The organism is Pedococcus sp. P3_C7, from assembly GCF_056402615.1.
Genome location: NZ_JBFUHC010000003.1, coordinates 223,590 through 245,787 on the forward strand (window position 1 = coordinate 223,590; position 22,198 = coordinate 245,787).

Here is a 22,198-nt window from a genome sequence, read left to right on the forward strand (position 1 = left end):
CGGGGGCGTCAGGTGGGGCGGTTCTCGATGTGGACGATGCGCGCGGCGGCATACGGGCAGAAGCGGACGAGCTCCGAGACGGTGGTGGGCGGGACGACGGCACCCGGCGCGGTGGTGGGCGGCACGAACACCTCGCCGGCACCGATCGACCCGACGAAGGCGAGGAACAGCACCTGCTGCTTGTTCGGCACCGGCGTGAGGTCGACGTCGATGGACACCGCTCGCGGCATCCGTGCGTCCACTGCCGTCGGCACGGTCCGCCAGGTGACCCCGCCCCCGCCCGTCGCGAGGTTCCAGCCGCCCGGTACCGCCTGAGCCGTCCCGGCCGCAGCCGCAGTGAGGAAGGGCAGGAGCGTGGTCACCGAGAGGGCCAACAGGTCCGAGGGGGTCGCGCCCACGCGCCACAGCAGGACGACGAAGCCCTGGTTGGCTCGCAGCCCGATGGCATCCCGGTGGTGGACGAGGACGTCGACGGTCGACGGTTCGCGGAACACGGTCCAGAGGTCGTTGACGACGTTGCGGGGCACGAGGTCCAGCAGGTCGGCCTCCGTCGCGGTCACGTTGGCCGCGCGCGGCGTCTGCCACGGCGCGCGGTAGACCGCCCGCGGATCCGCCGTGTCCGTGGTCACCGTGCCGTCGGCCTTGACGCGCACCCCGCCCACCACGTCGGCCCAGACAGCTGCGTCGATCTGCGGTACGGCCGACTTTGCCGGCGCCATCTGGGTGCGGTGCAGCGCCACGAGCCGCCCGAGCGCGTCGGAGAACTGGCCGTTGGCGACGACGCTGGGATGCAGCCACCGGAAGGCCGTCTGGAAGGTCCACACGTCGTAGGCCGGCGCGTTGATTGCCGTGATGGCCGGGGCGGGCAGGAAGACCGGGGTGGCCGCGACCGGCCACCTCGGCCGCACGGTGATGTCCGGGCTCGCCGCGAGCGACGCCGGCAGCGCGGGCGGCGCCGCGAGTGGGTCGGTGTGGACGGTCAGCGGGTTGCGCCGGTCGTCGAACCGGTGCGAACGGATCCACGTCTGCGGCACCGCGTCCCGCGCCAGGTCGACCTCCCACACTCCGCGTGACTGGACACCCGCCCGCAGCAGCCGTGGCGCCGACAGCGCACCGCCCCGGTCGCGCCAGATGTCGAGGTCCTGCACGGTCGCCTGGGGTAGCCCGTTGACGTAGGGAACCCACGTGTGGGCACCGGTGGCGTTGTTGGTGCGCGTGCCCCGCCACACCCCGGTGACGGTGCCGGCATACACCGTGTTTCCTGTCGCGTCGCCGGGGTCGACGACGACGGAGAAGACCGGGTCGCGGGGACCGCTGTTGACGGCCCCGCCCGCATCCAGCTGGCGGCGCAACGTGGTGCGCTTGAAGCGGTTGTCGGCGTTGTTGAAGAACCACAGGGTCTCGTCGGGGCCACCGACCACGCCGGTCGTCGCCACGTAGAAGTCCTGGGTGCCGGGCACGGCCGCGACGTCGGTCAACGTCGTGGTGCGTGGGATCGCGACGGCGGCGTTGGTGATCGACCACGTCGTGGAGGCCCAGGTTCCCGGCGGGGCCTCGGTGAAGCGGACGATGCCGCCGGTGTAGAGGACGAGCAGCTGGGTGGGTGACACCCACGTGAGGGTGACGATCGTGCCGAGAGATGGGGCAGTGAGACCGATCCCCATCTGAGCGGCGTTGGCCGCGCCGTTGACCCCGGGGCGGCCGTCGGCCGCAACGCCGTTGGGGTAGGGAATGGCCCGCCAGGTGTTCGGTCCGACACCGACCCCGAGGTCGTCGGTGAGCCACACGCGGTACGTGCCGATCGCCAGCCGCCCAGTGGGCGGGTTGGCACCGACCGGCGGGACGCGCACCGTCGCGGCCCCCGAGTAGAAGCTGGACCAGTTGTTGGTGCCCTCGCCGCCGATGCCGAACACCCGGCTCGGCTCGCCGGGGTTCCGGGTCATCGGGTCGACGAAGGCGGTGGTCGACGTGCAGTACCACCGGGCGAGGTTGAACTGTCTTACCAGGAGGTGCGAGGCGGTCGGGTGGAAGGCGACACCGCCGCCGTCCCCGGTGAACGGCTCGTCCCAGACCGAGTCGCCGATGCGCACCTGGCTGCCGTTGTCCTGGCACCCGGTGGCCACGAGGTGTCCGTTGACCGGGTGGCTGCGGACGAACACCGGTTGGAGCGAGGCGAGGCCGGTGTTGCAGGCCGCGAAGGTGCCGACGCGACCCGAGCGGTCGGAGACGAAGACCCCGCCGTCGGTCGCTGCCCAGACCTGACGGCGCGGCGGGGCGTTGCCGGTGAGGACGAGCCGGTGCACGTCGCCGTGGACGTTGTTGCCGATGGCCCCGGCCGCGGTCGCTCCGTCACCACCGGGCAGGGCGGCCGCCGAGGAGACGCCCACCGTGGCCTGGAGGACGAACGGCGGTGCCGCTACGCCGGATGCGGCCACGTCGAAGCAGTAGAGGCTGGCGCCCCAGTCGCCGTCGGCCGGGCCGTAGGAGAAGGAGCTGCCACCGAAGTAGACGCGCTGGACCGCCCCGACGACGTCGACGGCGATGCACTGGTCGTAGTCGCGCTGGGTCCCCCACAGCGTCGCCGGGACCCCGCCGGCGCCGCCCGGGGTGCCGACGTCGTCGGCCGTCGGGGCAGCCACGGTCGCGTCGGCCACCCGCCACAGGGCGGGGTTGCCGCCGGTCTCGCCGATCGCATAGACCGTGTTGCCCGTGGCGGCGAGGCTCACGTGACCGGTGATCGCAACCGGGTTCGTCAGCGCCAGGGGCGTCACCGCAGCGCCGAGGTTGTCGCTGAAGGCCAGGCCCTGGCCCGAGACCGCGAGCACGAGCCGCCCGCCGGGCAGCCAGACCGCGTCCGAGATCGCCGCACCGGGAAAGGCCGTGGTCACCGCCGCCAGGCGCTGCCAGACATACCCGTCGCGGACCGGGTTTCCACCACCCGCCGGCAACGACTGCCGCCGCCCCAGGAACGCGCCGTTGGTCGTGCAGGCGATGACGACGTCCTGGGTGGCGCCGGCCGTGGCCAGGCCCGGGGTGCTCGCCGGGCTCCGGACGAGCTTGAAGATGCCCAGCCCCTCGAGAGCGGCGATGCCGGTGTCGGGCTCCCACGGCTCGGCCTGACCGGCTGGGAAGGTCGGGCCGATCGCCGCGAGGACACCGACCCCGTCGATCGTCGTCTCCCCGGTCGGCGCAGGCGTCCCCACGGGCAGGAAGTTGGGCTCGCCGGTCCCGACCAGCACGGTGTCCAGCAGGGGCATCGCGTTGAAGTCCACGAGGAGGCAGCCGCACGCCTGGGCGTTGACCGCGCCCCCACGGATCCTGCGTCGCTCGGACCACCCGCCGACCGGCGACCACGTCGCCGCCCCGTCGTCGGTGTACCAGACGCCGCCCTGCGCCGTCGCGGCATACGCCCGCCGCCCGGTCGCGTCCACCGCGATGTCGCGGATGCGGCCGGCAACCCGTGGCCGGTCGACGGCCTGACCGCGCCGCACGACCGAGGGCCCGATGGGCACCCAGCGGCCCGCAGGGTCCACCGCCGAAGGGAACGCAAGGGCGGCGTCCTCGGCGTGTGCTGCATCAGCAGCATCGGCGGCTGCCGCGTGGGGGCGGTCGGCTCCCGCCTCCTCCCGCGCCGCGAGGACCGACCGCATGGCCTCCTCGAGCGCCACCCGGTCGACTCCCCGGAGCAGCGTGGCGTCGCGGGCGGCCCGATCCGCGGCCAACCCACGTTTGGCTGCGCGCGCCGCCTCACGTCGCAGCCCGGCCGCCATCGCCTCCCGCTGCGACGCGGACCCCAGCGGTGCCCGCCGCTTGCCGGTCATGGGCTCCCCTCCTCGTCGGGCGCCACGCGTATCCAGCCCTCCTGGACCTCGTGGGGCAGCTTGGGCAGGTAGGCGTTGGTGGTCGAGGCGAGGATCGGGTCGTCCCTCCAGCTGATCGGCCCGGTGCGCCGGGTGAACTGCTGCTTGCCGCCGAGCGAGGCGACGTTGGGCAGCCGGATCTCGGCCGGGTCGACGAGCAGCGGTCCGACGCGCATGGAGGGCACCATCGCTGCGAGCCCGGGGCCGACCCAGGTGTCGGCCAGCTCCAGCGCCTTGCGCGGCAGGATGCCCGAGGTGACGTGCACCTTGCCGGCCGGCAGCATGAGGATGGTCAAGCGCAGAGTCTGGCCGATGCGGATCGTCAGGGTGTCCTCGAGGACGAGGTAGCCGTGCTCGATCGGGTCCTGTGCCGGGGTGTCGCCGAGCCGGCCGAGGAAGCCGGTCCGCGGTCCGGAGGCCAGGGCCGAGTCGGCCACGACCTTGTCGACGACGTGGAAGCGGGTGTAGTCGTCGTCGACGAAGAAGCCGAGGACGCTGTCATCGCTGCGGCCCAGCTCGCCGATGCGGAACGGGAACTCGTGCGCCGCGAGCGCTGCGTATGCCGCCTTGCGCGCCTCCGCGCCGCCGGCCTCGTCGACCTGCACCTCGTCGATGTCGTCGGGCGCGTCCAGGCGCAACGTGGCCCGGACCACGGCGACCGGTCGCCCGACGAGCCCGGCGATCGTCGGTGTGCCGATGGCGGCGAACGTGTCGACGGTCCAGAGCGTCGAGTCGATGGCGCGCAGCAGGGCCGACAGTGCGCTGCACGACGGTGGCACCGCCGCCTGCCGGGCCTCGATGTCCGCCTGGACGAGTCCGGCCGCGAACAGGGCTGCGTGCTGCGCGTGCGGCGGGATGTCGGTCAGCGGACCGGCGTCCGGCGGGACCGGTCGTCCGGGCGCGGGGTCCCAGCGCACCGAGCCGGGGCCGTCGTCGACGCTGAAGGAGTCGTGCTCGAGCTGCCCCAGTGGGTGACCGTCGCGGTCGAACACCTCGAGGGCCTCGTCGATGTGGTCGGGCAGCAGGAAGCCGGACACCGGGGTGACGGCGAGCGCGGCCCGCAGCTGGTCGACGTACGCCTCGGGGGCGTCGGCCGGGTCCTGGTCGAGCCCGTAGGCCGGGTCGACGAGTCGGAGCAGCCACCGGGCGCTGTTCTGGATGCGGGGAGGCAGCAGGACACCGGTCGGCTCGGTGGGCAGCTCCTGGGTGCTGGTGCGCGCGAGCCCCGTGAGCGGGACGTCGACCACCCGGCCGAACGCGTCGACCAGCCGCAGGTCCAGCACCGAGAGCGAGCCGCCGAAGAGGGGCACGGGCAGGCCGGTCGCCCGCGGCCGGTTGACCCCGTCGGTGCCCCGGACCCGTTGGACGAACCCCTCGTAGGCGATCCCGAGCAGCTGCTCACGGATCCCGTCGAAGGAGGCCGAGCACAGGTCCAGCGGCCGGATGAGGTTGGCAACCCCCGCCAGGACGTCCTCGTCGGGGTCGGGGATCAGGGACTGGCTCGGCGAGGCCAGGTCCCGCGCCTGCTCCTGCTCCAGCCACTTGGTCATGGCCGTCGTGAGGGACTCTCCCACCCCGGTCGTCAGCGGGCTGCGTCCGGCAAGGGTCCGCGTCGCGCCGACGACCGGCTCGCTGCGGCGCAGGTCGCCGTCCACGAGCGACCAGCCCGACAGGTCCTCGGTGCCGGTGAGCTCGACCCGCCACTCGAGCCAGAGCGGGACCCACGGCTGGCGCCACGTCGTGATCGCGATCGGGCTCGGTGGGGTCCAGGCCACTAAGGAGAAGCGGGACAGCTCGGCCGCGACCTGGAGGGTCTCGACCTCCTCGAGCTGGGAGTGACCAGACCAGGAGTCCCGGGCCGCCGCCCGAGGCATCCGGGCCCGGGCAGCCTCGGCGACCAGACCGGTGCCGGATCCGTCATAGGTCGCCGTCGTGCCGTAGAGCCGCAGCATCTCGGCGGTGAGGCGGCCCTCGATCGCCCGCACGTCGTCCCCCTTGCGACCCGAGGACGCCGCCAGCCAACCGACCGAGTAGCCGTCGCAGATGATCGCCTCGCGGACCACCCGGGTGACCTCGCCGGGTACCGCTCCACTGCCCAGGGTGGGCAGGACCGAGCGCCCGTCGACGGTGCCGTCGATCGAGGGCGACACCTCGCCGGGGAAGCGGCAGCGCAGCAGCCCCTTGTCGTCGAACATCCCGTCTCCGTGGTGCCGCGCCGACGGGTGGGCCCCACGCAGGCCCACCATCATCGGTGCCGGGCGGAAGACCCGCGGTGCGGCGCGGACGACCTCGCGACTTGCGGGAGGCGTGGCGCTGGTGCCGCCCTTGCGTGTCCCCGCTCCGGGGTCGTCGCGCTCGCCGCGCTCCTCGCCGCGCGCGTCGTCACGCGCCGTGGCGCGCTTGCCGCTCGTCATCGGAGCCACGCCCCGCCAGCCGACCTTGGTGCCTTTCGGCACCCCGGAACCCTTGGCCGGCTGGTGGGCGGCCCGGCCCTTGCGCCCCACGGCCAGGGGGCCCAGGGGTGTCCCGTCCTCGGTCCGCAGCCGGTCCGCCTTCGCCCCCGCGACGGGGCGCCCGGGCAGCGCCCAGAAGCCGTTGGCGTGCTCCTGGTCGGCCAGGTCGGAGAGGCCGTCCGGTGTGCCGATCCGCCCGAGCAGGTCACCGGTGAAGGCCGCGCACAGTCGTTCTGCCGTCAGGCGTTTGGCCGGATCGATCCCGAGCGCAGGGGCCGCGAAGGCCGACACGATGTCGTCGATGTCGGTGCCCAGGCTCGCCGCCAGGGTCGAGGGGTCCGGCCGGTCGTCGGCACCTCCTGCTGTGCCGTCGACGGGCACGCCGATGACCGAGCCGTGGAGCATCGTGTGGTAGCGGGTGGCCCCGATCCCGACGGTCACCCCAGCCACGTCGGCGACGGGCATCGCGGCCTCGGGAGCGACCGAGCTGTAGGTCGTCGTCGACTTCGCGTACTGGGTCTGCACCGTCGTCGCCGCGTAGGTCCGTGGCGACTTCAGCCCTGCATACTGCTCGAGCTTGGTGGTCCGGGGGTCCTCGGGATACTCCACGGCATCCTCGCCGTCGGGGCTGACCCACCAACGCAGCTGGGCGAGGCGCGCCCGCACGCTGGTCTCCCCGCGACTCCCGGCGAGCGGGTCGGCGGCGGAGTCGGTCCACCATCCGGCGACCGTGTAGCTGGCCTTGCCCCGGTGGAAGCCGTGCGGAGCCACCTCGACGCCCGGCAGGTCGACGAGGGGGTCGTGCAGGGCGAACCGGTTGATCGCGCCCAGGTAGGTCGCCGTCCACATGAGGCTGCCGCGAGCCCCGCCGTCCAGCACCTCCATAGGAACCCCGCCGTCGAGCGGCAACGCGCCGGGCGGGACGGTCCCGGCATACGTGGACAGTGGTGTGACGCCGCCGGTCACCGCGTCCATGACCCACCCCGAGGCGTATGCCGTGCGCGCACCTTCGGGGAGCAGCGTGCGGACCACGACCCACCGGTCGGGCAGCCGGGGCAGCCTGACCTTCTTGGTGACCGGGTCGTTCTCACCCCGCAGCAACGCGTCGGGCAGCGCCCAGTGGAGATGGACGCCCGCCGCGCGAGCTGCACCGGCGTCGAAGGGCGCCGGGTCTCCGTCGACGCCGGCGACGTCGACGCACGGCTCCGTTCCCCCGGCGGGCACGACGTAGGCCTGGACGTCGACCGGCACCAGGATCCGCTTCTCCCGGACCAGGTACTTGTCCCAGGTCTTCCACGTGGCGAGGTCGACGTCGGCGCGGGCCAGCGCGGCGAAGCGGTCGGTGTAGATGCTCTTGGCGAGCCGCTCGGGAGTCAGGTCGAAGCCTGCCATCACACGCCTCCGAGCCTGAACGTCTCGTTGACCTGCTTGGCATAGACCACGGAGGCCTTGAACACCGTGCCGATGCTCACGCCGCGAGGGTCGCCGAAGACCTGCCGGTAGGGGAAACGGAGCAGCTGCAGCGCGTACTCCGCGGCGTCGAGGCTGGTCCCCACGTGGGTCGCCGTCAGGTTGACGAGGTCCTTCTGCACCTGCTGGATGTCGATGACTCCCGTGGCGCCCTCGGTGGCCCGGAACGGCACGTCGAGGATGACCGAGGCACCGCCCGGCTTCTCGAGGTCCGCGAAGGTGTTGACGTCGCGAGGGATGTAGCTGAACGACCCGTCGACCTCGCCGGGGTCGAAGCCGAACTGGACGCCCTGCCGCGGCTCCTCGACGTGCACGACCGAGGGAATGCCGTCAAAGAGGCAGAACAGCACCGCGGGCGCCAGCCGTTCCAAACGCAGCAGCCGCATCCGGTTGGGGTCGTCCTCGGGGACGAACCGGTTGTCTGCCTCGCCGACAGGGTCGAGCGTCATCGCCCGAACGTGCAGGCCCGGCCACCCCGAGACCGCCTGGGAGCGCAGCAGGAAGCCGCTGACCGCGTCGACCGCCCCTCCGTACCGCGGCTGACCCGGGTGCCGCCGCGCGTTGCGCTCCTCCTGGTCCAGCTCGGTGCGGATCGCGTCGTAGGCGGCGCTCAGCTGGGTGCGGTCGTCGCTGTTGACGGTGCCGACCGACAGGGCGCCCATCACCAGGGCGTCGGTCCAGCGCCGGTCGAGGTAGAACCACCGGATCGACTCGGGCGGCAGCAGCTCACTGTCGGCGACGAGGTTGGCGAACGGCACGCCCTCCAACAGACGGAGCCGGACCAGCCAGGCGCGCAGCGCAGCGGGGATGGCCGAGTCGTCGTCGTCGTCCTCGACCGTGGTGGGGACGGAGATCGCCTCGCTGAGCCGCAGTGGCAGGTCGAGGACCATCGTGGGCACGTCGAGCTTCACGGTTCCTCCCTCCGGTCGTGCAGGGCCCGCTCGAGGGCGTCGTCGCCCTCGTCCAGGGGTGCGTCGTGCGGCCGGACCGGCACGCCGCCGAGGATGCCGCCGGGCGCTCCCGGTGTGCCGCCGGCGAGCCCGGGCCCCCCGGCGGGTCCGGTCGGGATCTGGGGGGACGTCATGATCTGCGTGGACAGCGCGCCGACGACGAACTGGGTGACGGTGCGCTCGTGAGCCGAGCGCAGGGCCGAGCTGAGCGCCGCGTTGGCGGCCGGACGCGTGAGGTCAGCGAGCGGCATACGAGGCACCTCGGTCTCGCGCAGGGTGTGCAGGAGCACGGGGAGGTCCACGTCAGCGGCGACGTCGAGGCCGAAGTGCTGGAGCACGGTGGCCAGCCCGTCCCCCTTCAGCTCCATCGGCGCGCCCGGCGTGACCAGCTCGCGCGGCGGCCCGATGACGGCGCCCGGCGCGGACGCGGCGGCTCCGGCGAACGCGCGGGACAGCAGGACCCCCAGGCTCGGCGCGGCGTTCATCACGACACCGGTGATGCCCAGGTCGGCGATGACGCCGTCCCAGATGGCGTGCCCGCGCGCCACCTGGTAGTCCCGTTGGCGCCACTCCAGGAGCGCGGCGACCATCGAGGGCTGGCTCAGGGCGAGCAGCCTGCCGATCTCGAACGCGGCAGCCAGCGACAGGTCCTCGCGGCCGTCGGGGATGACCGACCGCAGCTGGTCACCGGTGTGGGCGAGTTGCAGCCGCGGTCCGGCGAGGTCGGCCGGGTGCGGGAGCAGCGGTCCGCGGTACCACGCCCGGACCAGGTCGCCACGCCTCGTGCGCTGGTCCAGACCGACGTGACCGGTCTCGGTGACCTCGAGAGCGGCCCGCCCGACCGGGTCCTTGGGGGTGACTCCCCGAGTGCCGAGCAGTCCGTTGTCGACGTGCTTCATGAGCTGTTCGAAGGTCGCGTCGCCGACGGAGGTGAAGCTCCAGCGCAGCAGCACGGGGAATCGCAGCACGGGGTCCAGCGCCAGGATGATGCGGTCCGCGACGGCGGAGACGACCACGTCCTTCGAGATCTCAGAGGATGCCTTGCCTGCCACCCAGGAGGTGGACCCGGCGTAGGCCTTGGTCGTCGTCTCGGGGGTGACCGTCGCGGCGTAGTGGGTCGCGACCTGGGCTGCCCGCGGGTCGGGATCGGCGGCCGGGCCGACAGGACCGTCGACCGTCTCACCATGGGCGCCCAGCCCGACCTTGGTCGCCGACGTCGACATCCCCATGAGCTTCTGGTCGTAGGCCGCCTGCGTGTACTGGAAGTAGCCGGTCTCCAGGACGAGGTGGTCGGTGAACCGCTTGTGCGGCGGCGCCTGCGGCAGCAGCTGGTTGAACTGGCCCTCCAGGTTGACCAGGCAGGCGTGGTACTTGACCGGCACCTCCTTGCCCTCGGAGTCCGTCACGGCCAGTGGCAGCCGGTTGGCGATCACGACGGCGAGGAAACCGTCGTCGTCGCCCATCATCAGCTCGGTGTCGTCGAGGTCGACCTCGCGCCCGTGGACGAGCAGCGGCACGTCCTTCTGGGTGGGCATGATCGTGTCCACCATCGACTTGCGGATCGACAGGCACGAGCCCTTGGCGACGTCCGGTGCACCGGGCAGGCTGACGCCGGAGGTCACGCACTGGGCGACGTCGACGTTGGTGAGCACCTCGGCCTCGCCCTCCGCGAAGACCACGAGCGCCAGCCAGGGAGTACCCGCCGGCGCGCCCGCCACGGCCCGCTCCCAGGGCAGGGTGCGCCGCTTGATGACGACCTGCGGCAGCCGTGAACCGTACGCGCCCTCGGTGCCCGCCGGTGGGTAGGTCGACAGCGCCTGGTCCGGCGGCAGGAGGTAGCGCGGAGAGGTCACGGTGACGTGGGTGTCGAGCCGGGCGACGGGCAGCTCGGTCGCGCCGAGGGCCCCGTCCTTGCCCACGGCCGCGAGGTTCTGGTTGGTCGTGAACTTGTAGCTGCCAGCCGTCAGTGCCGGCGAGAACTTCGTGTACAGCTGGAAGTGGCCCGGTTGCATCGTCATGACGTGGACTTCCTCCTCGGGCGACGCGGGCTGGCGGCCCGCGGCCGCCTCGGGCCGCCGGACCGCTGAGCGGGGGCCGTCCACTGGACCTGGCACCCCGGCCCCGCCACCGCGAGCACCTTGGCGGTGGCGGCCGACAGACCGCGTGCGGCCAGGACCGCCGCGAGCTCCTCCGGCGCCAGGTCGGAGCCGACGACGCCGGTGACGACCCAGGCCGAACCCGCCGTGACCACCACGGACATCGCCGTGGCGTCCTTGTCGGGCACGACGGCATACACGAGCACGCTCGTCGAGCCGAGCGAGACCGCCTGGGGCGGCCGCTCGACCCCGGCCCGGTCGGTCGCCACGTGCCCACCCACCAGGCGCAGCTCGGTCGGGTCGAGGGTGGTGGGACTGGTGCCGGTGAGCGCGACGGCCACCGTGTGCACGGGTCGGCTGAACCGAGTGGTCACCTCGGGGGCCTCGTGGGCCACGGATCCGGCGCTGTCCCACTGCAGCACGCCCGTGCCGTCGGTGGCTGCGGAGGACACGACGCAGCCCGCCGCCAGCGCGGTCTGGCTGCCGAGCCGTGCCACGCGCGTGCCCTCGTGCCAGCCCGCCAGTCCGTCGGACGCGTCGGCGTCGCCGTCGGCGTGGAGGCCGATGTGCGTGGCACCCGCCGGGACCGGGACCGTCGTGTCGACGACGTCATCGTCGAACAGCACGGTGCGTCCCTGCAGCACGGTGACCCGGGCCTTGCCGGCAACCTTGAGGCTCGGGCGGCGGGCCTCGTCGACGTCGAAGGCCGCGTCGGGGCACTGGAGAGCGACGACGTCGCCACTGCGCAGGATGGAAGCCGCAGCATCGCCACGGGCCGTCGCCGCGGACCGGCGACCACGAGCCGAGGAGCGCGAAGCCTCGGTGCGGAGCCCACCGACGAGGGACTGGAGGCCGGGCGTGCCGAGCGGGCCTGCGGCATACGAACGAGTCGACCCGACGGCGTCGGTGCGGGGCACGGACCCCGACGCGAGCACGGTGCCACGGGCCGGGACCGACGGTGGCGCTCCGAGGGTCAGCGAAACGGGCAGGTGCAGCGCCATCCGCCCGTGGACGGACTCGATCGACGGGGCCGGGCGGCGCTTGAGCCGGCCGTCGGCGACGGTCGTCCCGGTGGCGCGGATGACGGCGCCGACGCCGGAGGTGAGGTGTCCGGCGACGAACGGGCTCCGGGGGTCGCGCTGCGCGGGTGGCGTTGGCGGGGCGAGCTCCGTCTTGACCCCCTTGTCGGCGTTCGCCGGGGCCAGTCCGTCGGTCAGCGTGCCGAACATGGGTGGTGCGGTGTGGTCCAGCCGGTATGCCGCGCGGGCGACGGCGCTGTGCCCGCCGCGCGGCAGGCCGTTGCGCTCGGTGAACAGGCGTGCGGCGGCCAGGGCCAAGGCGTCGTCGGCCGACGCGATCGCCTTGACGGGCCCGTCGTCCAGGGCCTTGGCGACGTTGAGGAACTGCTTGCGGTCGGTGCCCTTGGCCGTGAGCGGGAGGGGCCGGCGGTCCTCGGGCCGCGCCTTGACCTGTCGGTAGTCGATCTGCGGACCGACGGCCGCGCCCTCGATGCCGGCGACGAGGACGACGAGCTTGCCCGCCTGGACGACATCACCTTGCGGGAGAGGCTTGTTCGGGACATCGGCACCCGGCGGCCCCCACACCCCGACCGGGTAGTAGTCGTTACCCGACCGCGGGCTGGTGAGGCTGGAGTTGAAGCCGGTGACGAGCTTGGACAGGCGCGCGTCTGGGGTGGCGACCCCGGTCACCGGGTCGAGCGCGAAGAGCTGGACGGCCACGGTGGAGGTCAGGTCGTGGGCCTGCATCGGCGACAGGCCGAGCCGGGTGGACTGGCCGGCCCGGAGGATGGGGACCTGGAAGGTGGTGGCACCAAAGGCGAAAGCAGTCGCCGGGGCGCTCGTCGTGATGGTGAGCTCGAACTCGGCGAACACCCGGAACGGCAGGGCCAGGGTGCCGTCGGAGGACGGCGCGCCCGACTGGCTCCCGGCCGCCGTCGGCAGCGTGCCCTTGCCGGTGATGGCCGACAGGGTGCGGGCGGCGTTGCCGGACGCCTCGAGGTACTTCGCGACGAACGCCGTCCACGGCATGGGTGGCGGCAGCGCCTTCGAGCCACCGAACTCGATGGGGACCGTGCACGGGCCGATCTCGAACTCGGCGCGGCCCGCGAAGTCCGGGCCCCACACCTTGATGCTCGCCCCGAGGGTGATGCTGAAGCTGATCGTCCCGAACCAGCCGAGGTCGATGTGGATGCCGGCTGAGATCCGGGCATAGGCGCTGACCTCGAACCAGAACGGGTCGAAGTAGACGATGCCGTCGGCCCCGAACTCCACCCGCGCCCAGACCCACCCGAGGTCGAGCGAGACGACGACCTTGATGCCGGCCATCAGCGCCTCGGACGTCAGCGCGAAGTAGGACTCTCCCTTGATGACGAGCACGCTGCTGATCTGCCAGACGATGCCCAGCCGCGGCACCACGGGATAGCCGTCGCGGTGGAAGCTCGGGTGGTAGCCGCCCATCGTCACGACGAACTGCCCAGAGAGCGGCCCCTTCCACCACAGGGCGAAAGCGAAGCCGCCGGTCAGCCGGACGTCACGGTAGAGCAGCCACGAGTTGTCGGTGAGCTGGGCCTTCATGAGGAAGACGCCCTCGCTCGTCGAGAAGTGCACGAGCAGCGCCAGCTCGATCGAGACGATGGCCGCCTGCGGCCGCGGCAGGGCCATCCGGGCCAGTCCGAGCAGGTCGATGGTCAGCCCGTTGCCGAAGGACACGGCGACGACCGCGACACCGTCGATGAGGCTGAAGCAGGTGAACGAGATGCCGGCCGCGAACCAGAAGTTGCCCATCTGGTGCGGGAAGTAGATCGACAGGCGGTGCAGCTCGTCCATCGGGTTGGCCGGTGGCGTGGCGCCGGGGTCGAGCGCCTGGATGAACGGGAACTCGCCGAACCGGGAGATGTCCTGCGGGATGACCAGTCCGCGGTTGATGCCCAGGCCGCCGCCGAGTCCGGTGAGGAAGAAGGCCGGCGGGCCGCCGATCGGTCCGTTGATCGCGCCGAAGATGAAGAAGCTGGCATGGCCGTGGCCGTCGTCGGAGTAGCCGCCGAACACCGATAGCCCATAGGCCGCGAACCGCCCCATGAGCATGCCGACGTACGACGTGGTGTCGCCGTCGACGGTCTTGAGCAGGCCACCGGCGATGGACAGCCCCGACAGGTTCGCGGAGACGGCCAGACCCATGAGGTCGACCGACCAGCTGGAGATCGACAGGACGTCGCCGCCGTGCCACGTGATCGACAGCCGGTCCACCGCGGCGGTCAGGCCGAAGACGGAGAGCTGGCCGGAGAACAGCAGCGAGATCTCGGTGACCCGCCCGCCGGACTCCACGACTCCAAGCCCGATCCGGTCGACGTACAACGGCCCGAGCTGTCGCTGGATGACCAGCCACCACGGCCCCGGTGGCTCGCCGGCCCGGAGCCCGACCTTGACCTGCTGGCCCGGCCCGGGCTGGCGCTGGACGGACAGGGCAGGGCTGAAGTTGGGGCGGTTGTTCTGGCTCGCCGACCCGACGTCGTTCATGATGTTGTTCGCGACGCCGTTGTCGCCGCCGCCACCGGGGGCGACCGCGAGTCCGACGAGCTCGATCTGGGCGCCCCCGCCCACGCCGTCCGGGTTGACCGCGGCATAGATCGACAGCCCGATGCCGTCCAGGGCGATCGAGCCCAGCTCGAGGAGCGGACCGGCTGGCTTGGTGATGCGCACGCCGAGGCCGGCCACCGTGAAGGCCGGCGAGATCACGAGGTCGTCGACCCCCGTGCCCTTGAGGACGAAGATCGACAGGCCGGGCAGGACGTCGTCGTCGATCCAGGACGCGTCGGCCCGCAGGACGACGTTGACTCCCGAGGTCGGGAAGGCGAAGTCGCCCACCGGCGTGACGTTGAGCCCGATCTGCTTCTGCCCCGCGCCGAGGTCCTCGCTCGCGAGCGAGATCTTCACGGCCCCGTCGATGGTCACGCCGAGCGGACGCACCGGGTTGACGCCGTGGGCGGGGTCGGTGGCGCAGTTCCACAGCAGCACCTCGAGGCGGTGGAGCAGCCGCTCTGGATGCTGGAAGTCGCCGAAGAGCGTGGTGTCTATCTGGCGCCCGCCTCCGGTGAAGACGACGCCCTGGAGCATGCCGGTGGCGCGGTCGGTGACGACGGTCCCGAGCCGTTCGGTGAGCACGCTGGCTGCCAGGTCGAGCGCGACCCCCAGGACCATGGGCGCCACGCCTGCCGGGGTCAGGTCGGCGCCGGTCTCGACGCCGGCGACGCGGGTCACCGCGGCCACGTCGACGCCAGTCGGCCCGAACCGGACCTCGACCGACTGTGCCCCGGCTGCGTCGAGCCCGAGCCCGACCCCCACGAGGGGGATGAAGCCGTTGCCGGTGAACCCGGCCCGGATGACGGCGATCGGCCGGAGCACGACCGGGCCGGCCGGGATGGCGAACGGACCCGCGCGCATGACGACGCGCACGCCTTGCGGCGAGAGGGTGAGCCCCTCGAGCGCGATGTGGCCGATCACGTGGGCGCCGCTGTCCCGCAGGGTCACGTCGCCGCCGATCGTCAGCGAGGGCGTCGTGGAGTCGAGGTCCAGGTGGATCTGCGTGACGGTGCCGAAGGTGATCCGCCGGACGCCCAGGGCGACCGGGTCGACCCGGACCAGCGTTCCGGTTGGGTCGAGTGCCTCGGCCAGGGCCTGCACGCCGGCGGTGACGACGCCGGGCAGGTGCGCTTCGAGGTATGCCGCGGGGCTGGGACTGACGAAGGCCGAGATCCGCCCGTCGGTGAACTGGTCGGCCACGAGCAGGTCCAGGCCGGAACCGAGCTCGTGCACCGCCCTCGCGACCGCGCGCAGGGGCGTGGCCGTCCCGTCGTTGCGGTGCCCGATGACCTCGTTGAGGGCGACCCGGACGGCTGACTGGGCGGCCGCCCCGATGGCGTCGGCCAGACCCGCGCCCGCGGGGTAGAGCCGGATCGGCGTGCCCGGCGCACTCCGCACGAGGTCGAGGGTGACGGTCGGAGCGACCTGGAGCCGCAGCCCCGGGCCGTCGATGAGCACCTCGGCGTCGAGCAGCGGGGCGACGACGCCGGCCGCGGTGATCGACAACCCACCGGTCACCGCCACCGTCACCGTCTTGCCCCCGACGTCAGGGGTCAGCGCGAGCTCGGCTGACAGGTCGAGGCGACCCGCGGCCACGGCATACGAGATGGTCAGCCCGTTGCCGAGGGGCCAGCCGGCCTCGCCGACGGCGCGGCCGGGGACGACCACGGGAGCCAGCGCCTCGAGCACGGCGACGGCCGCTGCGAGAGGGTCCGAACGGGTTCGCAACCACGCGCCCGGGTCGGTGAACAGTCCGAACGGCAGCACGACGTCGCGCGCTCCCGAGGGAGCGGGCGGGCCGAGGAGCCCGAGGGCCGACAGGCCCGCGTCGATCGTGGCGCGCCCGGCGTCGCTCGCCTCCGTGCGGCACCAGCGGGCGAGCTGCTGGGCGACGACGGCCGGGACGGCCACCGTCGCGAGCCGGGTCAGCGCCTCGGTGTCGACTGCCGGATAGAGCGTGGTGGTCGTCGACCCGACCGCGCCCGGAGCCCGCGACTCCACGGCCAGCTGGGCACCCGCGGTCCCGGCGGACCCGACGAGGCGCATGCCCCCCACGCCGTCGACAAGGACGCCCAGGGCGGCGGTCGCCGTCACGCCCGCGGCTCCGGCGCCCAGCGTCAGCTCCAGCGGGGGCAGACCCTCGACGGCGAGCGTCAGGTCGCCGGTGATGGTCCCGGTGGCGAGGTCCACGTCGACGTGCAGGCCACTGGCCCCGACCCGGATCGCGGTCGGCGCCAAGTCGCTCGGGCGGACCGTCACGCCGGTCAGTGCGCGCACGTCGTCGGCCAGCTGGGCGGCGCGTGCGACGACGAGGGGGCGGATCGTGGCGACCGGGTCGTGCAGCAGGTGGTCGATGGCGTCGGGGTCGACTCCGCTGTCCCGGAGGATCCCCAGGTGGGTGAGCAGGCCGGCGAGCGCCGGCGAGGCCGTGCGGATGCGCGTGCCGATCTCGGACAGCAGGATCTTGACCTCGGGCAGCGCGGTCGTGGCCGTGGTGCCGTCACCGTCGGCCCTGACCACCCACGACTCCCGGTATGCCGCGAACGCGCGGGCCTCGTGGAGGACGAGCTCGGTCGTCCCGTCGCCGCCGCCCTCGCCGAGGGGGATCGTGACCCGCGCCTCGACCCAGCGCACCGCGAGATCCTGCTGGGCCGCGCCCGGCCCGCCGACCAGCCAGCCGTCGGTGATGCCGAGGTGCACGTCGAGGACGACCTCGCGGAGCGGCTGGAGGTGTGGGGTCGCCCGGCGCGCCGAGGCGAGGTCGACCCGCGCCCCGACGCCCACGAGCAGGCCGCCGAGGTCGAGGTCGAGGACCGGCAGGTCGACACCGACATGCACCTCGGTGGGAGGACCGGTGGTGCGGGCGACGTCGGCTGCCGCCTCGGCCGAGCGGGCCGCGATTCCGGCCACGGCGACCGAGGCGATGGCCGAGCGGACGTCGGCCTCGGGGACCGCACCGAACACCGCGTGCACCTCGGCGGTTGTCGGCAGGGTCTCGTCCGCGGCGCTCGGCAGGTCGGTGGGGGTGAGCACCGCCATGGCCCGCCGCACGAGGCCCTGGCCACGCCGCAGCGGGTCGCAGCCGAGGGCGAGCAACGTGTCGGTCCACGTCGGCAGAGGGTCGGGGACGAGCCGGTCGAGGAAGCGCACGGCATCGCCGCCCAGCCCCGTGGTCAGCGACGTCAGCACGACCGGCGACCAGGGCGTCCCCACCGTCACGACGGCGGTGACCCGCTGTTGACCCACCGCCGTGCGCACCGCCGCGGCGCCGGCCGCGCCGTACCCCACGAGGACCACGTCGGCCGTGCGCCCGGCCAGCACCGCGGTCAGGCGTGCCGCGAGCGCCGCGGTGGTGTCGTGGTCCGGACGCTCGGAGGCGACGGACGGAGGGGTGGGCAGCTGGACGAACCACTGCCCGGTCGTCGCATCGGGCATCGGCGTGGGCGCCGTCCCCGTCGCGTCGATCGCCTGGCCGCCCGGCACGTCGGTGAGCCAGCCGGCACCGCAGCCGACGTGCACCACGGTGTCCGTGGCGACACCGACGCCGTCCAGGACGTAGCTGCCGGTCCGCCCGTTGGCGACGAGCTCGGCATACGACAGACCGGTCAGGACGCTCGTGGTCACGCCGGTGGGCGCCACCGCGCCGACCACGCCGTCGGTGTCCTTCCAGCGGGTGACGAGCGAGTCGATGCCCTCCCCCAGCCGGGTCCGGCCCACGAGCAGGTCGGCCAGGTCGGGCGCACTGGGTGCGGCCGCTCGCAACGTGGCGGCGACCGCGGGCCCGTCGGGCACCGTGTAGCCGCGCAGCAGCTCGCCGTACCCGGGGCCGCCGGGTCCGCCGCTCGAGACGTCCGGGCAGCCGGGGACGGTCCAGACCGCCAGTCCGGGCGCACGGCGATCGCCGCCGACAGGGCACCGGTAGGGGTCGGCCGGCCGGCCGCCACCGAACGGCGTCGCGAGTGCGCCACCGCTGAGCAACCACGCGACCGGGCCGAGGGCGGTGCGGATGTTGGCGCAGTCGAGGGCGAGGTCGAGCAGCCAGTTCTCGATGGCAGTGCCCGGGTCGGTGATGAGGGCGCCGAGGCGCAGGTGCGCGCCGCTCCCCCGCCAGCCGGCGAGGTCCAGGAGGGTGCCGAGGACGTCGGACCGCGCCCTGCCGAGCAGGGCGGTGACCAGGCCTTCGACCTGGTCCCAGTCGGGCGTGAACGTCACGACCCCAGCGGCGGAGATCTCGGGCAGCGGTATGCCGTGGACTCGCTGCCCCAGCGTGCGCGGGTCGGTGTAGGTGACGGTGAGCCCGTCACCCAGGACGCGTGCAGCCAGTCCCGCGCCCGGGGCCCACGTGGCTGCGACGCCGATGCCGGTGAAGGCGACCTTCGCGATCTCGAGGTCGAGGGTCATCGGGTCGGCGCCCACGGGTCGGAGCAGGACCTCGGCGCTCGCGCCGGCCGCCAACGAGACGTGACCAGCGGTCAGCTCGACCCGCAGGAGGACCACGTCGGCGCCGACCGCCACCTCGAGGTCGGTGAGCACCGGCAGGGAGGCGTCCGCGCCGAGGGCGAGGACGAGGGTCTCCGTCCCGTGGATGGCGTCGGTCTCGCGCCAGGCCCGCAGCCCGACACCGCTGGCGACGTCGAGGCGCCACGGGTCGGCTGCGTCGCCGGTCTGGGTCGGCACCTGCACGGCGCCGGTGAGCAGCTCGGCGAGGCGGCCGAGGACATCGGCCATGGCATTCGGGGTCTGCAGGACGTCGAGCCAGTAGTTCTTGATCGCAGCCAGCGGGTCGGCGATGAGGGCCGAGGCGGTGATCGCGGTGACGTTGGCCGGCGCGGCGATGCCGAGGAGCCGCTCGACGGCGGCCTGGGCGCCTCCCAGCCCCAGGAGGGCATTGCTGAGGGCAGTCGAGACGAGGGAGTCGACGGCCGCGACCGCTGCCTGCGGCGAGGAGAGGTCGAGCAGGTCGTGGTGGATGCCTCCCGGGAGGTCGACCCCGTGGAGGGTGAGGGTGAAGGCCGGCTTGCGCGCCGCGTCCAGGCCGATGCCGACCCGCAGACCGCCCACTGCGGTCGCGCCGGTCAGCAGGGGTGTGCCGCTGTGGGCCTGGGAGCCGAAGGCTGCCTCGGCCCGCAGCCCCGGGACTGCAGTGACACTGCCCGTGCCGGTGTCCGCGCGCAGGAGGTCGACGGTCGCCGTCAGGTCGGCCATCCCCGGCGCGGGCGACCAGCGGACGTCGAGCCAGGGCACGAGCGTCGGGTGCCCACCGGTGCCGGGCGTCACCCGCAGCCCGAGACGCAGCGTCGCCGGCCCGATGGCGAAGCCCACAGAGTTCGTCGCGGCATCAGGGATACCGCCCACGAGGCGGGCCAGCTCGGCCAGCCAGGCGTCCAGGACGGTGTCGTCCTCGAGGATCGACTCGACCCACTCGACGAGGGCGGTCAGGCCTCGCGTCGGGAGCTCGGCGATCGGCAGGGGCGGCACGCCAACGGTGGGTCCGCGCAGGCCGAGCATCCCGGCGAGGCCCATGACGTGCCGGAAGACCGGGTCGGCAGGGTTGAGGGCGTCGATCTGCTGGCGCACCATGCCGACGACGAACTCGAGGATGTCGGCGCCGAGCGTGGTCAGGGAGTCGAGGTCGAGGGTGCGGCTCTGGGGAGCCGTCGCCCCCGGGAGCTGGAGGTCGACGAGCGAGAGGGAGAAGCCGACCGTGTCGTCTGTCGTGGTCGGGATCGCGAGGTGCACGCTCGCCCCGCCGAGGTAGGCCACTCCCGGGACCGGCGGAGCGTCCGCGAAGTCGGCCTCGACGCCGATGCTGATCCGGCCACCGGGGCGGCCGAGGAGCAGCCAGCGCGGGAGGGTCGCGTCGGTCGGGCGGCTGTCGGTCTGACCGCTGCGGGGCACGTGGAAGATCGGGACGTGGATCGTCGTCTTGACCGTCGGGGCTGTCGTCCCTGCCTGGTGCTCCACCGCAACGCCCACGCGCACCGCGCCCTGCACCGGTTCGACCACGGCATACACGGTGATCGCCGGCGAGGACTCGGAGAACAGGGGGATCCACTTCTGCTCACCCTCGCGGTGCAGCTCAGGCGGTCCGAGCGCCTCGTCGACGAAGGCGATGAGCGCGTCCCGCTGACCGGTGTCGGCGAGGATCGTCGTCAGGCCGTGGGCGTTGCCCGACGTGCCCATCGGGTCGCCGAACCACGCACTGTTGGCTCCTGACCCGTCGGTGATCCCCAGCGCTTGAGCGAGCGACCCGAAGGCGCCCATCCCGTCCTGGGTCAGTGTCATCGGTCAGCGCCGCAGTCCGGAGAGGTCGTTGCGCGCCATCGGCTGCACGACGAGGATCTGCGACCCCGCGGCGACCGACCCGGGGATGAGGGGCAGGCCTGCGGCGTCCTTGCCGAGCTCGGCGCACATCCTGCGCGCGAGCTCCAGGATGGCCTCCCAGGCAAATGCAGTGAGGGCCGCCGTCCAGCGTCCGGTGACGACCTCGGGTCCGTCGAGCCGGCTCAGGCTCGACATCACCAGACCCGTTGGCGCCTCGGGCGTCCCGACCCCGAACGGCACCGTGATCACGGCCGGTTCGGGCAGCTGGTCGCAGCCGACCTTCACGGCGACCCGGATGACTCCCGGGATGCAGGTGAGCGCGGTGGTCGAGATGTCGACCCACAGCTCGCTGCCTTCCTGCTCCCACACCACGATCGGCGAGGAGTCGGACGGCACGTCGGCCACGAAGTGGATGATGCTGCGCAGGAGGCGAGTCGCCTCGGCGGCCTTGAGCGTCACGCCCTTCTTGGGCCTGTCCCCCGGCTTGAGCCGGTCAGCGTTGCGGATCGCCTTGAGGATGGACGCATCGGTGAGGACGTCTCTCAGACCCGTCGTGCCGCCGACCCCGAGAGCGGCGGAAGCCCGCGCGCCAGAGTTGCGCGCGCCGGAGTTCCGCCCGCCGGAGGGAAGCTCGCCCCGCAGCGTCACAGCACACCTCCCTGAAGGCGGCGCGGACCATCGACAGACCGTCTCCCCGGACTCCCCAGACACGGCCAGATGAGGTGTGGCTCCGTGCCCTTCCGCAGCCACACCCAAGCGAATGCATGTCAGTGATGCTCCCTGCAGGTAACCAGCGGCGAGACTCGGCGGTCAACGGCCTGTCACAGAACCGCCACATCTGGCGACGCAAAAGTCCACATACACGACAATCGCCCGTCGCGGCCTCGCCGTGTCGCGAATCGTCAGGGCGGACGCCTAATCCAGGTCGGCGCGAGCACGCGACTCCACGGTGATCGTCACCGAGCCGCCCAAGGTGTCCAGGAGCCCACCGACCAACGGCAGCTCGGCCCGGCCGGAGAGGCGGACGACCGCGGTCTGGCCGTCCGGAGTCCCGGTGCCCGGAGCCACCTGCCAGGCCAGCATGCTGGCGGGCCTCGGGCGCTGTGCGAGGTACCCCACCGCGGTCTCGCGCACGGTCTTGCTGTTGACCGCGACCGCATCGCCCAACCCGCGCTGGTACGCACCGAGGTCGAGGGAGTCGGCCGCATCCAGTGCTGCTCCGTCGGCGGCGTCGAGGAGGCGCATCCGGGACAGCTGAACGGAGGTGACGGCCACGGTCCCGAGGATGAGCAGGATCGCCACGACGCTGAACCCCAGGATCAACAACGTCACCTGGCCCGCCTCCGGGCCGCTCCGGCCGAGCACCACTGGGGATCTCAAGCGCCTCGACAACTGCCACCAGCGGTCGCCGAGTGGCCCACGCGATGCCGCCGTGAGCTGCCCGCT

General features: G+C 73.1%; 7 protein-coding genes. All 7 read right to left on the bottom strand.

What is annotated here, in order from left to right; genetic code table 11:
• Positions 1-8: 8 nt before the first annotated feature.
• The 7 genes from AC1DS4_RS05155 to AC1DS4_RS05185 all read right to left on the bottom strand — a co-directional run bounded on the left by AC1DS4_RS05155 (position 9) and on the right by AC1DS4_RS05185 (position 22,084).
• Complete coding sequence (locus tag AC1DS4_RS05155) at positions 9-3,821, bottom strand: hypothetical protein (protein ID WP_477632538.1); 3,813 nt, start codon at positions 3,819-3,821, stop codon at positions 9-11.
• Positions 3,818-7,705: a hypothetical protein gene (locus tag AC1DS4_RS05160; RefSeq protein ID WP_477632537.1), complete on the bottom strand. Its 3,888-nt coding sequence runs from the start codon at positions 7,703-7,705 to the stop codon at positions 3,818-3,820. The genes AC1DS4_RS05155 and AC1DS4_RS05160 overlap by 4 nt, the downstream gene beginning before the upstream one ends.
• The gene (locus AC1DS4_RS05165; RefSeq protein WP_477632536.1) at positions 7,705-8,694 is read right to left on the bottom strand and encodes a hypothetical protein; all 990 of its coding nucleotides are present in this window, start codon (positions 8,692-8,694) and stop codon (positions 7,705-7,707) included. Before AC1DS4_RS05165 ends, AC1DS4_RS05160 begins: the two co-directional genes overlap by 1 nt.
• A complete protein-coding gene (locus AC1DS4_RS05170; protein WP_477624360.1) occupies positions 8,691-10,751 on the bottom strand; it encodes a hypothetical protein in 2,061 nt (686 codons plus the stop codon). The genes AC1DS4_RS05165 and AC1DS4_RS05170 overlap by 4 nt, the downstream gene beginning before the upstream one ends.
• A complete protein-coding gene (locus AC1DS4_RS05175) occupies positions 10,748-20,713 on the bottom strand; it encodes a DUF6603 domain-containing protein (RefSeq protein ID WP_477632535.1) in 9,966 nt (3,321 codons plus the stop codon). The genes AC1DS4_RS05170 and AC1DS4_RS05175 overlap by 4 nt, the downstream gene beginning before the upstream one ends.
• 3 nt (positions 20,714-20,716) lie before the next feature.
• On the bottom strand, positions 20,717-21,400 hold the full coding sequence (locus AC1DS4_RS05180) for a hypothetical protein (protein ID WP_477615077.1): 684 nt from the start codon (positions 21,398-21,400) through the stop codon (positions 20,717-20,719).
• Positions 21,401-21,667: 267 nt separating this feature from the next.
• Entirely contained in the window at positions 21,668-22,084 is a 417-nt protein-coding gene (locus tag AC1DS4_RS05185; protein ID WP_477615076.1) for a pilus assembly protein TadG-related protein, read from the bottom strand.
• Between the last annotated feature and the right edge of the window lie 114 nt (positions 22,085-22,198).